This is a genomic window from Burkholderia reimsis (assembly GCF_003294055.1).
GTDB classification, from domain to species: domain Bacteria; phylum Pseudomonadota; class Gammaproteobacteria; order Burkholderiales; family Burkholderiaceae; genus Burkholderia; species Burkholderia cepacia.
The window spans coordinates 55,662-72,270 of sequence record NZ_QMFZ01000035.1; the positions used below are offsets into that span (position 1 = coordinate 55,662).

The 16,609-nt window shown below is 63.6% G+C and carries 13 protein-coding genes; 2 read left to right on the forward strand and 11 right to left on the reverse strand.

The annotated features are described in order from the left end of the window. Positions 1-9: 9 nt before the first annotated feature. From pyrR to DPV79_RS31600, 5 genes are all read right to left on the reverse strand, one after another. Positions 10-522: a bifunctional pyr operon transcriptional regulator/uracil phosphoribosyltransferase PyrR gene (pyrR, locus tag DPV79_RS31580; protein ID WP_048024273.1), complete on the reverse strand. Its 513-nt coding sequence runs from the start codon at positions 520-522 to the stop codon at positions 10-12. Then, positions 509-958, reverse strand: coding sequence for a Holliday junction resolvase RuvX (ruvX, locus tag DPV79_RS31585; RefSeq protein WP_059498355.1), 450 nt, complete (start codon positions 956-958; stop codon positions 509-511). Before ruvX ends, pyrR begins: the two co-directional genes overlap by 14 nt. After that, a complete protein-coding gene (locus DPV79_RS31590; RefSeq protein WP_027788202.1) occupies positions 955-1,533 on the reverse strand; it encodes a YqgE/AlgH family protein in 579 nt (192 codons plus the stop codon). Before DPV79_RS31590 ends, ruvX begins: the two co-directional genes overlap by 4 nt. A gap of 194 nt (positions 1,534-1,727) precedes the next feature. Next, a complete protein-coding gene (locus tag DPV79_RS31595; protein ID WP_059485313.1) occupies positions 1,728-3,029 on the reverse strand; it encodes a hypothetical protein in 1,302 nt (433 codons plus the stop codon). Between the two features lie 103 nt (positions 3,030-3,132). Then, positions 3,133-3,303, reverse strand: coding sequence for a rubredoxin (locus tag DPV79_RS31600; protein WP_004186709.1), 171 nt, complete (start codon positions 3,301-3,303; stop codon positions 3,133-3,135). A 254-nt stretch (positions 3,304-3,557) separates the two neighbouring features. Between DPV79_RS31600 and DPV79_RS31605 the strand changes: the two genes are divergently transcribed. Next, positions 3,558-4,424 (forward strand): hydroxymethylpyrimidine/phosphomethylpyrimidine kinase, encoded by an 867-nt coding sequence (locus DPV79_RS31605; protein ID WP_027788204.1) that lies wholly within the window; start codon positions 3,558-3,560, stop codon positions 4,422-4,424. Between the two features lie 187 nt (positions 4,425-4,611). Here the strand turns inward: DPV79_RS31605 and groL are convergent, their stop codons facing one another. The 3 genes from groL to DPV79_RS31620 form a co-directional block, all read right to left on the reverse strand. Continuing rightward, a complete protein-coding gene (gene groL / locus DPV79_RS31610) occupies positions 4,612-6,252 on the reverse strand; it encodes a chaperonin GroEL (RefSeq protein WP_021163332.1) in 1,641 nt (546 codons plus the stop codon). A gap of 46 nt (positions 6,253-6,298) precedes the next feature. After that, positions 6,299-6,592 carry a co-chaperone GroES gene (gene groES / locus DPV79_RS31615; protein ID WP_011351136.1) on the reverse strand — a complete coding sequence of 98 codons (294 nt, stop codon included), beginning with the start codon at positions 6,590-6,592 and terminating at the stop codon, positions 6,299-6,301. Positions 6,593-7,258: 666 nt separating this feature from the next. Then, positions 7,259-8,029: a response regulator transcription factor gene (locus DPV79_RS31620; RefSeq protein WP_113047296.1), complete on the reverse strand. Its 771-nt coding sequence runs from the start codon at positions 8,027-8,029 to the stop codon at positions 7,259-7,261. 540 nt (positions 8,030-8,569) lie between these two features. On the opposite strand from DPV79_RS31620, the gene DPV79_RS31630 reads away from it, so the two are divergent. After that, entirely contained in the window at positions 8,570-9,253 is a 684-nt protein-coding gene (locus tag DPV79_RS31630; protein ID WP_113047298.1) for a GntR family transcriptional regulator, read from the forward strand. Here DPV79_RS31630 and DPV79_RS31635 read toward each other — a convergent pair. The 3 genes from DPV79_RS31635 to DPV79_RS31645 all read right to left on the reverse strand — a co-directional run bounded on the left by DPV79_RS31635 (position 9,232) and on the right by DPV79_RS31645 (position 16,580). Next, complete coding sequence (locus DPV79_RS31635) at positions 9,232-9,534, reverse strand: hypothetical protein (protein ID WP_124626889.1); 303 nt, start codon at positions 9,532-9,534, stop codon at positions 9,232-9,234. The genes DPV79_RS31630 and DPV79_RS31635 overlap by 22 nt on opposite strands. 139 nt (positions 9,535-9,673) lie before the next feature. Continuing rightward, positions 9,674-10,567: an EAL domain-containing protein gene (locus DPV79_RS31640; protein ID WP_113047299.1), complete on the reverse strand. Its 894-nt coding sequence runs from the start codon at positions 10,565-10,567 to the stop codon at positions 9,674-9,676. A 4-nt stretch (positions 10,568-10,571) separates the two neighbouring features. Continuing rightward, on the reverse strand, positions 10,572-16,580 hold the full coding sequence (locus tag DPV79_RS31645; RefSeq protein ID WP_482764116.1) for a YadA-like family protein: 6,009 nt from the start codon (positions 16,578-16,580) through the stop codon (positions 10,572-10,574). Positions 16,581-16,609 lie beyond the last annotated feature (29 nt).

The window sequence follows — 16,609 nt, forward strand, 5'->3', positions numbered from 1 at the left end:
GCGTGCCGCTCAGGCGCCGTGCGCCTCGACGCGCAGCGTGAACTGCGCGTCGTCGCGCGCGAGCACGAGCGTCGCGCCGGCCGGCACGTCCAGCGTGCCGCCCGCGAAGCGCGCGGCGACCGGCAGCTCGCGGCCGCCGCGATCGGCGAGCACCGCGAGCTCGACCGCGGCCGGACGGCCGTAATCGAACAGCTCGTTGAGCGCCGCGCGTACGGTGCGCCCGGTATACAACACGTCGTCGACGAGCACGATGCGCGCGCCGTCGACTTCGAACGGCAGCGACGTCGGGCTGGCCTGGCTGTGCAGCCCCTTTTTCGCGTAATCGTCGCGGTGCAGCGCGACGTTCACGACGCCGAACGCCGGCGCGCCGAGATCGCGCGCGAGGCGCTCGGCGAGCCATGCGCCGCCGCTGTGAATGCCGGCGAGCCGCGGGCCGCCCGGTTCGGCGAACGCCGTGCCGTACGCGGCGCGGATCTGGTCGAGCAGGACGCGGTAAAGCGCCTCGGCGTCAATGGTGCTCATGGTCGGACAATTGATCGAGATACTGTTGAAGGATGACGCGCGCGGCCTCGGCATCGAGCATTTCGGCCCGGGCACGGCCGCGCACGTTGCGCTCGCGCAGCCCGGCCTCGGCCTCGACCGACGAATAACGCTCGTCGACCCAGGTGACGGGCAGCCCGAAGCGGCCGTTCAGCTGGTTGCCGAAGCGCTTCGCCTGCTGCGTCATGTCGTGCGGCGTGCCGTCCGGATGCATCGGCAGGCCGACGACGAGCGCGTCCGGCCGCCATTCGGCCAGCAGTTCGCCGACCGCCTTGAAGCGGTGTTCGCGGTTCAGGTTCTGGATCACGACGAGCGCACGGGCCGAGCGCGTCAGCGCATTGCCGATCGCGACCCCGATACGTTTTTCGCCGTAGTCGAACGCGAGCAGCGTCGCATCGCGCGCGCTCGCGCCACTCATGCGTGCCCTGCTTCGCCGGAGAGCATCGACGAACTGACGCCGAGCAGGCCGAGCGCGGCTTCGAAGCGCTCTTCGGCCGGCGTGTCGAACACGATGCGCGGATCGGCGGCGACCGTCAGCCAGCCGTTGCGGGAAATTTCTTCCTCGAGCTGCCCGGCCCCCCAGCCCGCATGGCCGAGCGTCAGCAGGAAGCGTTTCGGGCCGTTGCCCGTCGCGACCGCCTCGAGCACGTCCTTCGACGTGGTCATCTCCAGCCCGCCCTCGACGGACATCGACGAGTTGTAGCTCGCGCCCTCCACCGGCTCGTGCAGCACGAAACCGCGCTCGGTCTGGACCGGGCCGCCGAAATACACCGGGATGTGCAGCAGCGGCTCGATGTCGAGCTTCAGGTCGATGCGGTTGAACAGCGATTCGAGGTCGATGTCGGTAGGACGATTGATGACGAGGCCGAGCGCACCGCGCTCGCTGTGATCGCAAAGATAGACCACCGTTCCTGAAAACGTCGGATCCGCCATGTTCGGCATGGCGATCAGGAACTGGTTGGTGAGATTGATGCGATCGGAAGGCTTTGACATGGTTTGAATTTTAGCAAAGACGCCGCGGCCTGACCGGGCCGCGATCAACAAGCAACGCCGCGCCGCGCTGGCAACGGCGCGCGCGGATCACACGGCACTCTAACACGCGCGCGGGCGCTGTCGGCAGCGTGTTGCAGGCCCGCGCGGCAAGGGCCGCCGCCGCGTGTTCGTCCCCTTGCTCGTCCCCTTGTTCGTCAGGCCCGGCCGAGCGCCGCGCCGAGCGCGCCGGACGCCGCGGTGAGGTCCGGCGGCGCCACGCCGGCGGCGATCTTCAGCAGCGCCGCGCGCAGCATGTCGGACGCGTGGCCGTGCGCGTCGAGGCCGCCGTCGGCGAGCGGCACGCCGTGCGCCGCACGCCGCCACGCCAGGCCCAGCGTGTCGGCCAGGAGCGCCGCATGGCCGAGCCCGAGCGCGCATGCGGCCGTACCGACCCGGTAGGCCGCGCCGGACGCGTGCCATGCGGCCCCCGCGTCGGCCGCGGCCGGATCGGCAGCGAGGTCGGCCATCGACGCATCGGCCGTCTGCAGGAAATCCTCATAGGCATGCGCATTGACCGTCACGACACCGAGCGCGCGGGTCGGCGCTGCGGCAACCGCATCGTGCTCGGCCCGGGCGGCATCGGCCTCCCACAGCGCCTCCGATGCGGGCGTGCCGGCGACGTGCCAGTCGACCGTCAGCCCGTAGTCGTGCAGCACGTCGACGAGTGCGACATCCTCGGCTGCGGCGCCGAACAGCGCGAAATCGCGCCACAGCAGCGCCACCGTCTCGCGCACGAGTTCCGGCGGCGCACTGCGCCGGCCCTGCGCGTGCTCGCCGAGCAGCAGGTTCGTCCGCGCGAGAAAGCGCTTCAGCTCCGGCGCGCCGCTGGCGCGCAGCGCGCGCACGCACGCGGCCGCGAGCCGCCAGAAATCGTAGGGATCGTCGCCCGCGAGCGCCGCCAGCATCGCGTCGAGTTCGGCGAGTGCCGCATCGGGCGCGCCGTGTCCCGCGCGCAGCACGCCAAGCAGCGCCTGTTCGTAGCGGGCACGAATCCGGGTCGCAAACGCATCGGGCAACGCGCGCAGCGTGGCCGGCGGCACCGCGCGACCGACGAGCGCGAGCGCGTCGAGCGGCGCGCTCGCGCGCAGGTCGGCGGCGCTTTGCGCGCGCAAGGCACGGAAATGCTCGAAGAGAACGGGCGAGCACGCGAGCTCGCGCAGGTTGTGGCGGCCGACGGCCGCGCGGAAATCGCGCAGCGCGGCCCGCCAGCCGGCCGAAGTCGGCTCGACGGCGACGAGCGGCACGGCGGCCGACAACTGCCCCGCGAATCGCGCGGCCGGCAGCCAGCCGGCTTCCGCCAGCACGGCCGCCGCGGCGGACAGCGGCGCGGCAGCGTCGTCGCGACGCTCGAATGCGTCGGCAGCCGCCGCAAGCCACGCGTCGGCCGCGCGCACGGCCCCGCCGCGCGGGTTGGGCAATGCGTCAGGGTGGGGAACGTTCGCCGGTTCGGGCCTCATGCACACGCGCGCCTGTCATCGTCAAGTCGCTCGCGCAGGCCTCGGCGCGCGAGCGCCGGGCCGATGCGAGGCCTGAGCGGTGTGCCGTGGGCCGAGGATCCGGTCAGATCTGGACCATCTCGAAGTCTTCCTTGCGGGCGCCGCATTCAGGACACGTCCAGTTGATCGGGACGTCTTCCCAGCGCGTGCCCGGGGCAATGCCCTCTTCGGGCAGCCCGGCTTCTTCGTCATAAATCCAGCCACAAATCAGGCACATCCAGCTCTTGTATTCCATCTTAAGCCGCGTCGGGAAAGTCGGTAAATTCGGGAGCCATGATGGTACCGTGTCGGGGCCGGACTGCCTAGCAATCGCGCTGGAGTAAGGCGACTACGTTGCGCTGCGCTAAAAAATCCGTCGTGCGGGCCGGATTCCGCCGCATAATGGCTGAAAAGTGCGGCCTGCCGGGCAACACAGGGCCGAAAACGCCCATTTCGCCTCGCCGTCCGCATGTCCGTCGCTTTCCCGTTTTTCTCTTGCCCCATTTTTACATGTCCAGCAACGCCCCTCCGATCGTCCTCACCTTCGGCCTGTCCGATCCCACCGGCGGCTCCGGCCTCCAAGCCGATCTGATGACCCTGGCGAGCATGGGCTGTCACGGCGTGTCCGTCCTGACGGGCTACACGGTGCGCGACTCGGCCGCCTGCGACGAAGTCACCGGTCTCGATCCCGACGTGGTTGCCGCCCAGGCGCGCATGCTGCTCGAAGACATGCCGGTTGCCGCGTTCAAGATCGGCGCGGCGACGCGTGCGGAAGTCGTGAGCGCGATCGCCGAGGTCGTCGCCGACTACGACGGCGTGCCGCTCGTGCTCGCGCCGGACTTCACGCTCGACGACGAACACGTGCTCGCCGCCGACGACCTGCGCGAATCGATCGCCGACCTGCTCGCGCCGCAAACCACGCTGCTGGTTGCCGACTACGCGACGCTGATCGCGCTCGCGCAGCCGGACGGCGACGCCGAGGCGCCGAATCTCGACGCGGCCGTGTCGCACCTGCTGTCGCAGGGCTGCGAGTACATCCTGTCGTCCGAGACCGGCTCGCATCGGCTCGTCAACACGTTGTACGGCGAAGAAGGCCAGCTGCGCGAGGACATGTGGGATCGTTCGCCGCATCGGCTGATGGGCATCACCGACACGCTGGGCGCGGCCATCGCGGCACTGCTCGCGAACGGCCAGGAGCCGCCCGAAGCGGTTCGTGAGGCGCAGGAATACCTGTACCAGGCCGTGCGTGACGCGTTCCGGCCCGGCATGGGCGCGTATTTGCCCGACCGGTTCTTCTGGGCGCGCAGCAATGAAGACGCGGATACCCCGCCGGCGGTGAAGGTCGACCCGGTGCCGAGGACGTCGCACCGGCATTGAGCCGGACACGGCGGGCACGTCCCGCCGTCGCGGCGAACTCGCGGCGCCATCCTTGCCGCACCCGGCCGTCCCGCGCCCGCTGCCGATTCAACGGCACCAATAAAAAAAGACCCGCATCGCTGCGGGTCTTTTCTTTTGGCTGGAACGCGCATCGCTGCGCGCTCCGGACACCATCGACCGAAGTCGATTACATGTCCATGCCCATGCCGCCCATGCCGCCCGGCATGCCGCCCGGCATCGGTGCGTCTTCCTTCGGCAGTTCGGCGACAGCTGCGTCCGTCGTCAGCAGCAGGCCTGCAACCGAAGCTGCGTTCTGCAGTGCGGTACGCGTGACCTTGGTCGGGTCGACGACGCCGGCTTCAACCATGTCGACGTACTCGCCCGTCGCTGCGTTGTAGCCGTAGTTGCCCGTACCTGCAGCAACTGCCGCCACCACGACGCTGGCTTCTTCGCCGCCGTTCGTGACGATCTGGCGCAGCGGCTCTTCCATTGCGCGCAGCACGATCTTGATGCCGGCGTTCTGGTCGGCGTTCGCGCCGGTCAGGCCTGCGATCGCGGTGCGAGCGCGGATCAGCGCAACGCCACCACCTGCCACGATGCCTTCTTCCACAGCTGCGCGCGTTGCGTGCAGTGCGTCTTCGACACGTGCCTTCTTTTCCTTCATTTCGACTTCGGTCGCTGCGCCGACCTTGATCACTGCAACACCGCCGGCCAGCTTGGCCACGCGCTCTTGCAGCTTTTCACGGTCGTAGTCCGACGTCGCTTCTTCGATTTGCGCGCGCACTTGCTTCACGCGTGCTTCGATGTTCACGGCTTCGCCTGCGCCGTCGATGATCGTCGTGTTTTCCTTGCCCACTTCGATGCGCTTCGCCTGGCCCAGTTCTGCCAGCGTTGCCTTCTCGAGCGTCAGGCCGGTTTCTTCGGCGATCACTTGGCCGCCCGTCAGGATCGCGATGTCTTCCAGCATCGCCTTGCGACGATCGCCGAAGCCAGGCGCCTTGACCGCAACGGTCTTCAGGATGCCGCGGATGTTGTTCACGACCAGCGTTGCGAGCGCTTCGCCTTCGATGTCTTCAGCGATGATCAGCAGCGGACGGCCAGCCTTCGCGACTTGCTCGAGCACCGGCAGCAGATCACGGATGTTCGACACCTTCTTGTCGTGCAACAGCACGAACGGGTTGTCGAGGACGGCGACTTGCTTTTCCGGGTTGTTGATGAAGTACGGCGACAGGTAGCCGCGGTCGAACTGCATGCCTTCGACGACGTCGAGTTCGTCGGCCAGCGACTTGCCGTCTTCGACGGTGATGACGCCTTCCTTGCCGACCTTGTCCATCGCTTCAGCGATGCGATCGCCGATCGACGTGTCGCTGTTCGCCGAGATCGAGCCGACCTGTGCGATTTCCTTGTTCGTCGTGCACGGCTTGCTGATCTTCTTCAGCTCGTCGACAGCCGCTGCGACTGCCTTGTCGATGCCGCGCTTCAGGTCCATCGGGTTCATGCCCGATGCGACGTACTTCATGCCTTCGCGAACGATCGATTGCGCGAGGACGGTTGCCGTCGTCGTGCCGTCGCCTGCGTTGTCGCTGGTCTTGGAAGCCACTTCCTTGACCATTTGCGCGCCCATGTTCTGGAGCTTGTCCTTCAGCTCGATTTCCTTCGCGACCGACACACCGTCCTTGGTGACCGTCGGGCCGCCGAAGCTGCGCTCGAGCACCACGTTGCGGCCCTTCGGACCCAGCGTGACCTTGACTGCGTTGGCGAGAATGTTCACGCCTTCGACCATCTTCGAACGGGCGGAATCGCCGAATACGACGTCTTTAGCTGCCATCTTCTAACTCCTTGAATTCTTGGGAATATGTACCGTCGGTGGACGCTTACTTGGCGTTGACCACGGCCATGATGTCTTCTTCGCGCATGACCAGCAGTTCGTTGCCGTCGACCTTCACGGTCTGGCCTGCGTACTTGCCGAACAGGACGCGATCGCCGACCTTCACGTCGAGCGCGATCGGGGCGCCCTTGTCGTCACGCTTGCCCGGGCCGACGGCCAGGACTTCGCCCTGATCCGGCTTTTCAGCAGCGGCGTCGGGGATCACGATGCCCGAGGCGGTCTTGGTTTCCTGATCCAGGCGCTTGACGATCACGCGATCGTGCAAAGGACGAAGGTTCATATTCACTCCTCTCTTGACTGAGATTGAAGAACGCTTGGGGAATCTGCCCGGCTTATCGCCCGGCAGAGAATTGTTAGCACTCTCGTGCAGCGAGTGCTAATTATATGGACGGGTTTTGACAAATTCAAGAAGGGGGATTGACGGTTTTTTCGGGCCGGCGAAGCCCGCTCGACCACGAACGTTACTCACCCGAACGTGAACCCGGGACATCCTCGACGAACCAGGGGCGCCCCCGATATGTCCTGTAAAAACAATAGCTTGGACATAAACTCGGGCCACAACCCGAGAAACCGGGAAGACGCCGCGCGCCACTTGCCCGATCCGTCCCCACCGGAAAACCACACGGCCACGATCCCTCAGGGATATCCCGCGTATCCGGGCAAACCCAGGCAAATTATATGGGGTACGGATACCCCACTGCGCCTGCGGGGAGGAGGCATCGCCCCGCATTCGCCCCCTTTCGGCAAGAGAAGTTCATCATCTTGCTGCGCCATGGCGCCATGGCTGGCGCACGGAATCGCACAGAACCCGAACGACCTGCCCGTTGACACGTCACGCATCGGATTCACGAAATCGCTAGCGCGAAGCGGGCTGCCCGCGCGATAACCGCCGAGAGCAGCCCGGATCACCTTCACACCATGAGACGGACGAATCTCCCGGAATTGTCTAAGCCAGCGCGGAAGCAGGGCTCTCGGCAATCGCACGCTGCGGGACCGGGCCGGGGGCCGCAAAATTCTCAGCCATCGAAAAGTCGTCGACCATATCGAGCCGGTAGCCATGCGTATACACGGCACTCAATTGAAGCCCGTTTTCCGGACGAAGCGCCAATTTTTGTCGGAGCCGATAGATATGCGTGTCGAGGCTCCGCGATGTTCCATCGAGCGCTCTCCCCCACGCCAGCGTCGACAGGGAATCCCGGGAAAGCACGCTCCCGATGTTGGTGAACAGGAAATTTGCCAGCGCAAATTCCTTTGCCGTCAAGTCGATGATCTTTCCGTGCACGGCGATTGTGCGCGCCAGCGGGTTCAACACATACGCACCGACCTCGACCCTGCTGTCGGGTTTCTTGTTGCGGCCATTTCGACGCAACAGCGCGTTGACGCGAGCGGCCAACTCGATCTCGCGGAACGGCTTGCCGATGTACTCGTCGGCTCCTGCGTCCAGCGCGGCGGCAACATCTGCTTCAAGCGTTCTCGCGGCAAGGAACAAAACGACCGGTTCATCTCCGACGTTGGCCCGAATCCAGTGCAGCAAATTCAGGCCGTTGGCATCTGGAATTCGCCAATCGAGCACGATGAGTTCGACCCTCTCCCTTTTCAGAAACTGAACAGCCCGCGTGCTATCGCACACCCGTAAAATTTCCTGACCCGACCCGCGCAGCGCCCTTTCAAGGGCCGACGCCTGATCGTGATCCCCTTCCACTAACAAGATACTCATAACACCCCCAGCCTTCGTCGACCCGAATAATTTTCATCGCACTCCAAATCGATCGCCTGATTACACAGGTCTGAACGTATGTCTTGTTTTTGATAATGCCGACCGATTGAAACCAACCTCACCTCACCCCAACATCAACCTCAAAATCCGGCGATACACGACCTCGCAACCTTGGCCGTCATCAACTTCTCCAAGTACCCGCTGTTCCGTGCCCAACACCAAAGAGCGGCGTCGACGATGCGGATTGGCAGACCGTCGCGAACCTGCCAGGCAAGGCGGCACCTGGATTGCCATTTCATGCCGGCCTCGATAGCGATCGACGCGCCGCGCAAACTCATCGCCCCCTGGCGTGAAATGGTGCATCCACATACCATGCCACTCAAATGTTACTAACATATCAGTAGGATATCGAGACACCTGCCAGAGATCAAAGGGGGTAAACCCGTTCCTTGACCTTGCCCTTTTTAAAGTCTCGAGTTGAAAACAAGGGGGGACCTGACTAATATGTTAGTAATATTCTTCAGGCAAACACTTAAGCAAATGAACGGACTGACTGGCAGTACCCTGGCCGAACAAGCTCACGAGAAACTCGAGGAACTCATCGTCACGCTGGAGCTTGCGCCCGGCAGCGTCTGGTCCGAGGCCTCTCTCGCAGAAAAGCTGAATACCGGGAGAACGCCGGTTCGCGAGGCCGCGCAAAGACTGGCTGCGTCGCATCTCCTTCAGATCGTTCCACGACACGGCATCATGATCACCGTCCCGAACATTCATGATCAGTTGCTCGTACTCGAAACGCGCCGTGAACTCCAACGCCTCATCGCGCAACGCGCTGCACGGCGGTCATTGCCGGAGGAGCGCGAACAGATCCGCGAAATCGCCCAAAAACTCGACGCGGCGGGCGAATCGCGAGACGTCGTCGCCTACTTGAGATGCGTCTATGCGATCAATCAACTCATCGCGCAGTTTTCACGGAATCGGTTCGCCGCCGAGGCCATCGCGCCGTTACACGCCCTGTCGCGACGCTTTTACTTCATGTATCACAAGCAGCTGGATGATTTGCCGTCGGCGAGCCTGCAGCACACGAGAGTCGCGCGAGCAGTCGCCGCCGGTGACGAGCAGGAAGCCGGACGCTCATCCGATCTGATGATGGACTATATAGACGCATTCACGCGAGACTGCTTTACTCGCGACTTTGAACCGCATCACTCGCGCGTATCGGCCTGATCGTACTTTTCGGTTTCGACTCGCGATATCGACTCAAGGTTGCGGCCCGTCTTTTCATGCGTCACATGGCACGTTCGATCCCGCGCCTTCGATGAATCGAGCCTGTGCCTATGCCCGGCAAATAATGCGCACGCTCGCTCGTAAGCATGCCGGTTTTGACGCAACGGCATCATCCCCTGAAGGCAGCGCGTGAACAGCCCGCCCATGTCCACCCGCCACGGAGTGCCACACTCGTCACGCCCCTGCCAGGCCGCGGTCAAGTGGATCTTGGCGGTCCACATGCGCCAGCTCCGCTGACGCTCGGTCGCGACTTGAGAAGCACGCCACGGAAACAACGAGTCGCCCCCTCCCGACATATAACGAGAAGGAATCGCTGCATTCCGGCCATCCCCATTCCCCGGGAACAACAACGCCCTCGCTTCACCCCGGAATTCCGCATCGTTCGATCAATCGATCCACGTGCTCCTCTCGAACGGGTTCGGAGATGTAGTATCCCTGGCAATCAATTTGCGTCATTTCTCTCAGCCACTCGAACTGAGCCCTGGTTTCGACACCCTCCACAACGACGTTCTTCTTCAAGCGGCTTCCAAGCTCGACGAGCGCTTCGACCATCGCTCTCGATTCGGCACTTTCATGAACGTCGCGCATGAAGGATCGATCCAGCTTGAGTGTATCGACAGCCAGGCCATGCAATTTGGTCAACGACCAGCACCCTGAACCGAAATCATCGATTGCAACGCTCGCCCCAAGATCTCGAATCGATGCCACGGCCGCGGCAAGTGCCTCTATCGGGCCAGGATCGATGGACTCCGTCAGTTCAATCTGAAAATTCGCGGCACGGACGGCGTAGGAATCCAGAACGAGTGCCAGTCTTCTTGCCATTCCCGGCCGCATGACTTCATGAGCGGGCAAATTGACGGACAGAGACAAATCGTCGTAGCCGAGCGCAGCCCAACCGGCGAGTACACGCGCGGACTCCTCGACCACGTAATCAGTGAATCGGCATGTCAGATGCGAATTTTCGACGAGGTCAATGAACGCCGCCGGCATCAACACGCCGCGCTCCGGATGCTGCCAGCGTATCAACGACTCGAATCCGGACAGCAATCCGGTCTGAAGGCGGAGCTTTGGCTGGTAAACGAAAAAGAACTCCTTCCGCGCCAATCCACGCTCCGCGTCTTCGACAAGATCATCGGTATTGCAACGCACGGCCGCACCATCCACAGCGATCTCCAATGCACGCACTCGAAATTCCAGTGCCCGCCGATACGCCTTGTTCCCGCTGCAGGCTTTCAGTCGGCCGTGCGCGAACATGCAATTATTTCCACTGATACAGCATGCCGGCGCCGATCACCTTCTGACCGCCGCTGAAGCCGCCGTTGATCGACGCCTTCAGGTTGTCCGTGATGCGCGCCTGCATGTTGACCGCCATCGCCTTCTGGCCGAGGAAGGTCGACGTACCCACGCCCATCCCGAAGTTGGCGTCGCGATCGAGCTGCGGGATCGACGCCATCGCGCCGACGGCCGCGATACCCTGCTTCGCCATCTGGTCGGTCTGCTGCAGTTGCGAACCCAGCGAGTTGATCTGCGCCTGCTGGCCCGACAGTGCCGTCGACAGCGTCGTCTGCACTTGCGTCAGCTGGTTCACGTTCACCGCGTCGGTACCTTGCGTACCGGGCGCGACGTTCGTGATCTGGCGCTGCTGCGTGTCGCTGCCGACCGACACCACGTTCGAGCGGCCGCCGTCGTTCGAATTCGCGCCGATCGCCACCGAGTTCGAGCCGGCAGTGACGGTCGGTTTATCGGAGCCGGTGCCGTTCATGTCGGCAGCGATGCCGCCGGTGTTCGTCGTGTTCGTCGTCATCAACGTGGAAAGCTGACTCAACTGGTTGTTGATGTTCGTCACGCCAGTCGACAGCGAGGCCACGTTGTTGTTCGTCGTGCTCAGGCCGGTGGACAGGGAACTGAGACCGGCCGCCGTCGATGTCGACAGCGCGTTGATCGCGGTTGAGGTCGAGGTGGACAGCGCAGACACGTTGCTATTGGTCGAGCTCAGGCCCGTCGACAGCGAGTTGATACCCGTCGAAAGTGATGCGACGTTCGTCGCGGTCGACGTCGACAGGTTGTTGACCGCCTGGTTCGTCGCGTTCAACTGGCTGCCGTTGATCGCGTCCGTGCTGGTGGCCGAGACCTGGCCGGCAGCGACGTTCGTGATCTGGCGTTCCGCGCCCGGCGCACCGACGCTCAGAACGCCCACCGGACTGGTGCCGAAGACCGGATACGTGACGCCGCCGACCGTGACGCTCGACACCGCGACCGCATTGCCGGTGACCGAGTTCGCGCCGAGCGCGATCGAGTTGGCGACGTTCGCGGTGGCGTTCGATCCGAACGCGAGCGCATTGGTGGCGCTGGCCGTGGCGCCCGAGCCGTAGGCCTGCGCGCCGATGGCGCTGGCCGTGGCCTGGTTGCCGAGTGCGATCGTGTTGTCCGCGGTGGCCTGGCTCGAGTTGCCGAGTGCGAGCGCGCTGTTGCCGGTTGCCGTGCTCGCGTTGCCGAGCGCCACTGCGCCGGTACCGGTCGCCGTGTCGTTCGCGCCCATCGCGACCGCGCCGGTGCCCGTCGCGACGCTCGGGTCGCCGATCGCGACCGCGCCGTCGCCGCTCGCGGTATTGCCGGAGCCGATCGACACGGCCTTGCCGCCTGTTGCCGACGCGCTTTGACCGATCGCGACCGAGCCGTCCGATTGTGCGTTCGAGCCGTTGCCGACGGCGACGCTGCTCGCGCCCGCCGCGCTGGCGCCGACGCCGGCGGCCAACGAGTAGAGGCCCGTCGCGGCGCTGTTCGCGTAGTTCGCCCCTGGCGCACCGCCATCGTTGACGCTGAAGTAGTGCGTTTTCGCGGCTTCGATCGCGGTCGAGGTCGACGTGGACAGCGACGTCATCGAACTGTTGGTCGAACTGAGACCCGTAGACAAGGAGCCGATACCCGTCGACGTCGAAGTGGACAGCGACAGGATCGTGCTGTTCGTGCTGCTCAGGCCGGTGGACAGCGAGCCAATGCTGGTCGAAGTCGACGTGGACAGTGAGGAAATTGAGCTGGTGGCCGACGACAAGCCGGTCGATGTCGAGGTCGACAGGGACGACACCGAGCTGTTGGTCGAGCTCAGGCCTGTCGACAACGAACCGATGCTGGTCGAGGTCGATGTGGACAGCGAGGAGATCGAGCTGTTGGCCGATGACAAGCCGGTCGATGTCGAGGTCGACAGCGACGTGATCGAGCTATTCGCGGACGACAACCCCGTCGAAGTCGAGGTCGACAACGAGGAGATTGAGCTATTCGCCGACGACAAACCCGTCGACGTGGAAGTAGACAGCGACGACACCGAGCTATCCGTCGAGCTCAGGCCGGTCGACAACGAGCTGATGCCCGTCGAGGTCGACGTGGACAACGAGGAAATCGAGCTGGTAGCCGACGACAAGCCAGTCGACGTGGAAGTCGACAGCGACGACACCGAGCTATCGGTCGAGCTCAGGCCAGTCGACAGCGAACTGATGCCCGTCGAAGTCGACGTGGACAGCGAGGAAATCGAGCTGGTAGCCGACGACAAACCGGTCGACGTCGAGGTCGACAGCGACGACACCGAGCTATTGGTCGAACTCAGGCCCGTCGACAGCGAGCTGATTCCCGTTGAAGTCGACGTGGACAGCGAGCCGATCGAGCTGGTAGCCGACGACAAGCCAGTCGACGTGGAGGTCGACAGCGACGACACCGAGCTGTCGGTCGAGCTCAGACCCGTCGACAGCGAGCTGATCCCCGTTGAAGTCGACGTGGACAGCGAGCCGATCGAGCTGTTAGCCGACGACAAGCCAGTCGACGTGGAGGTCGACAGCGACGACACCGAGCTGTTGGTCGAACTCAGGCCCGTCGACAGCGAGCTGATCCCCGTCGAGGTCGACGTGGACAGCGAGGAAATCGAGCTGGTAGCCGACGACAAACCGGTCGACGTGGAGGTCGACAGCGACGACACCGAACTGTCGGTCGAGCTCAGCCCCGTCGACAGCGAGCTGATACCGGTCGAGGTCGACGTGGACAGCGACGACACCGAGCTATCCGTCGAGCTCAAGCCCGTGGACAGCGAACTGATGCCCGTCGAAGTCGACGTGGACAGCGAAGAAATCGAGCTGTTGGCCGACGACAGACCGGTCGACGTCGAGGTCGACAGCGACGACACCGAGCTGTTCGCGGACGAGAGCCCCGTCGAGGTCGACGTGGACAGCGAAGAGATCGAACTGTTGGCCGATGACAAGCCGGTCGACGTCGAAGTCGACAGCGATGACACCGTGCTGTCGGTCGAGCTCAGGCCCGTCGACAACGAGTTGATGCCCGTCGAGGTCGACGTGGACAACGAGGAGATCGAGCTGTTGGCCGACGACAGACCAGTCGACGTCGAGGTCGACAGCGACGTGATCGAGCTGTTCGCAGACGACAGACCTGTCGAGGTCGACGTGGACAACGAAGAAATCGAGCTGTTGGCCGACGACAGGCCGGTCGACGTCGAAGTCGACAACGACGACACCGAGCTATCCGTCGAGCTCAGACCGGTCGACAGCGAGTTGATGCCCGTCGAGGTCGAGGTAGACAGCGAAGAAATCGAGCTGTTGGCCGACGACAGACCGGTCGATGTCGAGGTCGACAGCGACGACACCGAGCTATCCGTCGAGCTCAGACCGGTCGACAGCGAATTGATGCCCGTCGAGGTCGACGTGGACAACGAAGAAATCGAGCTGTTGGCCGACGACAGACCCGTCGACGTGGAAGTCGACAGCGACGACACCGAGCTATTGGTCGAGCTCAGGCCGGTCGACAGCGAGCCGATGCCCGTCGAGGTCGAGGTAGACAGCGAAGAAATCGAGCTATTCGCCGACGACAAGCCAGTCGACGTCGAAGTCGACAGCGACGACACCGAGCTATCCGTTGAGCTCAGGCCGGTCGACAACGAGCTGATACCCGTCGAGGTCGAAGTGGACAGCGAAGAAATCGAGCTGTTGGCCGACGACAGACCGGTCGACGTCGAGGTCGACAGCGACGTAATCGAGCTGTTCGCGGACGACAGACCCGTCGAAGTCGAGGTCGACAACGAGGAGATTGAGCTATTCGCCGACGACAAGCCGGTCGACGTCGAAGTAGACAGCGACGACACCGAGCTATCCGTCGAGCTCAGACCGGTCGACAACGAGCTGATACCCGTCGAAGTCGAGGTGGACAGCGAAGAAATCGAGCTGTTGGCCGACGACAAGCCCGTCGACGTGGAAGTCGACAGCGACGACACTGAGCTATTGGTCGAGCTCAGGCCGGTCGACAGCGAGCTGATGCCCGTCGAGGTCGACGTGGACAGCGAAGCAATCGAGCTATTCGCCGACGACAAGCCAGTCGACGTCGAGGTCGACAGCGACGACACCGAGCTATCCGTTGAGCTCAGGCCGGTCGACAACGAGCTGATACCGGTCGAGGTCGACGTGGACAGCGAAGAGATTGAGCTATTCGCTGACGACAAGCCAGTCGACGTCGAGGTCGACAGCGACGTGATCGAGCTGTTCGCTGACGACAAGCCGGTCGACGTCGAGGTCGACAGCGACGACACCGAGCTGTTGGCCGAACTCAGGCCGGTCGACAATGAGTTGATCCCCGTCGAGGTCGACGTGGACAGCGAGGAAATCGAGCTATTCGCCGACGACAGCCCCGTCGACGTGGAAGTCGACAGCGACGACACCGAGCTATCCGTCGAGCTCAGACCCGTCGACAACGAGTTGATGCCCGTCGAGGTCGACGTGGACAACGAGGAAATCGAGCTGTTCGCCGACGACAGACCCGTCGAAGTCGAGGTCGACAACGAGGAGATTGAGCTATTCGCCGACGACAAGCCAGTCGACGTCGAAGTCGACAGCGACGTGATCGAGCTGTTCGCGGACGACAGACCCGTCGAGGTCGACGTGGACAGCGAGGAAATCGAGCTGGTGGCCGACGACAAGCCAGTCGACGTCGAGGTCGACAGCGACGTGATCGAACTGTTCGCGGACGAGAGGCCCGTCGACGTCGACGTGGACAGCGAAGAAATCGAGCTGGTGGCCGACGACAAGCCGGTCGACGTCGAGGTCGACAGCGACGACACCGAGCTATCCGTCGAGCTCAGGCCCGTCGACAGCGAGTTGATGCCCGTCGAGGTCGACGTGGACAGCGAAGAAATCGAGCTGTTCGCGGACGACAGGCCCGTCGATGTCGATGTGGACAGCGAAGAAATCGAGCTAGTGGCCGACGACAAGCCGGTCGACGTCGAGGTCGACAGCGACGACACCGAGCTGTTGGCCGAACTCAGGCCGGTCGACAATGAGTTGATCCCCGTCGAGGTCGACGTGGACAGCGAGGAAATCGAGCTGGTAGCCGACGACAAACCCGTCGACGTCGAGGTCGACAGCGACGTGATCGAGCTGTTCGCGGACGACAGGCCCGTCGAAGTCGAGGTGGACAGCGAAGAAATCGAGCTGGTGGCCGACGACAGACCCGTCGACGTCGAAGTCGACAGCGACGTGATCGAACTGTTGGCCGACGACAAGCCGGTCGACGTGGAAGTCGACAGCGACGACACCGAGCTGTTGGTCGAGCTCAGGCCGGTCGACAACGAGGTGATACCCGTCGAGGTCGAGGTGGACAGCGAAGAAATCGAGCTGTTCGCCGACGACAAGCCAGTCGAGGTCGACGTCGACAGCGAGCCGATCGAGCTGCTGGCCGACGAAAGACCGGTAGACGTCGACGTCGACAACGACGTGATCGAGCTAACAGCCGACGACAGGCCCGTCGACGTCGACGTGGACAACGACGTCAATTGGGAAAAGTTCACCGCATCGGTCGGATTCGTACCCGGCGCCAAATTCGTGATCTTGTTGTTGTTCAGCGACGTCGTGTTTTTCAGGTTAATAGTGCCGCTCGTACCAGCGTTCAGCGTTATGCCGCTTGGGCCGTACAGTGTAATCGAACCGGCGGGGTTATTCCCGGTCCCCCCGATCCACATGTAGGCACTGGAGCCAGTTACACCGGCGTTCGCGCTTGGAGCCTCCGCGATGATTACCCCGGTCCCGGTTCCGCAGTTCCCCTCACCCGCGGTCCAACCACCTTGCGAGACGCTAGTGGACGTCCCACCGATACCCGCCGAGCTCGATGAGTTACCGCTACAATTTCCAATGTCACCCGCCCACGCCACAACGGGAAACACTCCTGTAGTCAAGAGTCCTGTCACGGCCATGAATCCCAGAACACCCTGCCTGAGCCGCATCCTCGGTATCCCAAATACGCTCTGGCCAG

Coding starts and splice junctions, on each gene's coding strand:
- pyrR (WP_048024273.1), bottom strand. CDS start 522: ATGAGCACCATTGACGCCGAGGCGCTTTACCGCGTCCTGCTCGACCAG.
- ruvX (WP_059498355.1), bottom strand. CDS start 958: ATGAGTGGCGCGAGCGCGCGCGATGCGACGCTGCTCGCGTTCGACTAC.
- DPV79_RS31590 (WP_027788202.1), bottom strand. CDS start 1,533: ATGTCAAAGCCTTCCGATCGCATCAATCTCACCAACCAGTTCCTGATC.
- DPV79_RS31595 (WP_059485313.1), bottom strand. CDS start 3,029: ATGAGGCCCGAACCGGCGAACGTTCCCCACCCTGACGCATTGCCCAAC.
- DPV79_RS31600 (WP_004186709.1), bottom strand. CDS start 3,303: ATGGAATACAAGAGCTGGATGTGCCTGATTTGTGGCTGGATTTATGAC.
- DPV79_RS31605 (WP_027788204.1), top strand. CDS start 3,558: ATGTCCAGCAACGCCCCTCCGATCGTCCTCACCTTCGGCCTGTCCGAT.
- groL (WP_021163332.1), bottom strand. CDS start 6,252: ATGGCAGCTAAAGACGTCGTATTCGGCGATTCCGCCCGTTCGAAGATG.
- groES (WP_011351136.1), bottom strand. CDS start 6,592: ATGAACCTTCGTCCTTTGCACGATCGCGTGATCGTCAAGCGCCTGGAT.
- DPV79_RS31620 (WP_113047296.1), bottom strand. CDS start 8,029: ATGAGTATCTTGTTAGTGGAAGGGGATCACGATCAGGCGTCGGCCCTT.
- DPV79_RS31630 (WP_113047298.1), top strand. CDS start 8,570: ATGAACGGACTGACTGGCAGTACCCTGGCCGAACAAGCTCACGAGAAA.
- DPV79_RS31635 (WP_124626889.1), bottom strand. CDS start 9,534: ATGTGGACCGCCAAGATCCACTTGACCGCGGCCTGGCAGGGGCGTGAC.
- DPV79_RS31640 (WP_113047299.1), bottom strand. CDS start 10,567: ATGTTCGCGCACGGCCGACTGAAAGCCTGCAGCGGGAACAAGGCGTAT.
- DPV79_RS31645 (WP_482764116.1), bottom strand. CDS start 16,580: ATGCGGCTCAGGCAGGGTGTTCTGGGATTCATGGCCGTGACAGGACTC.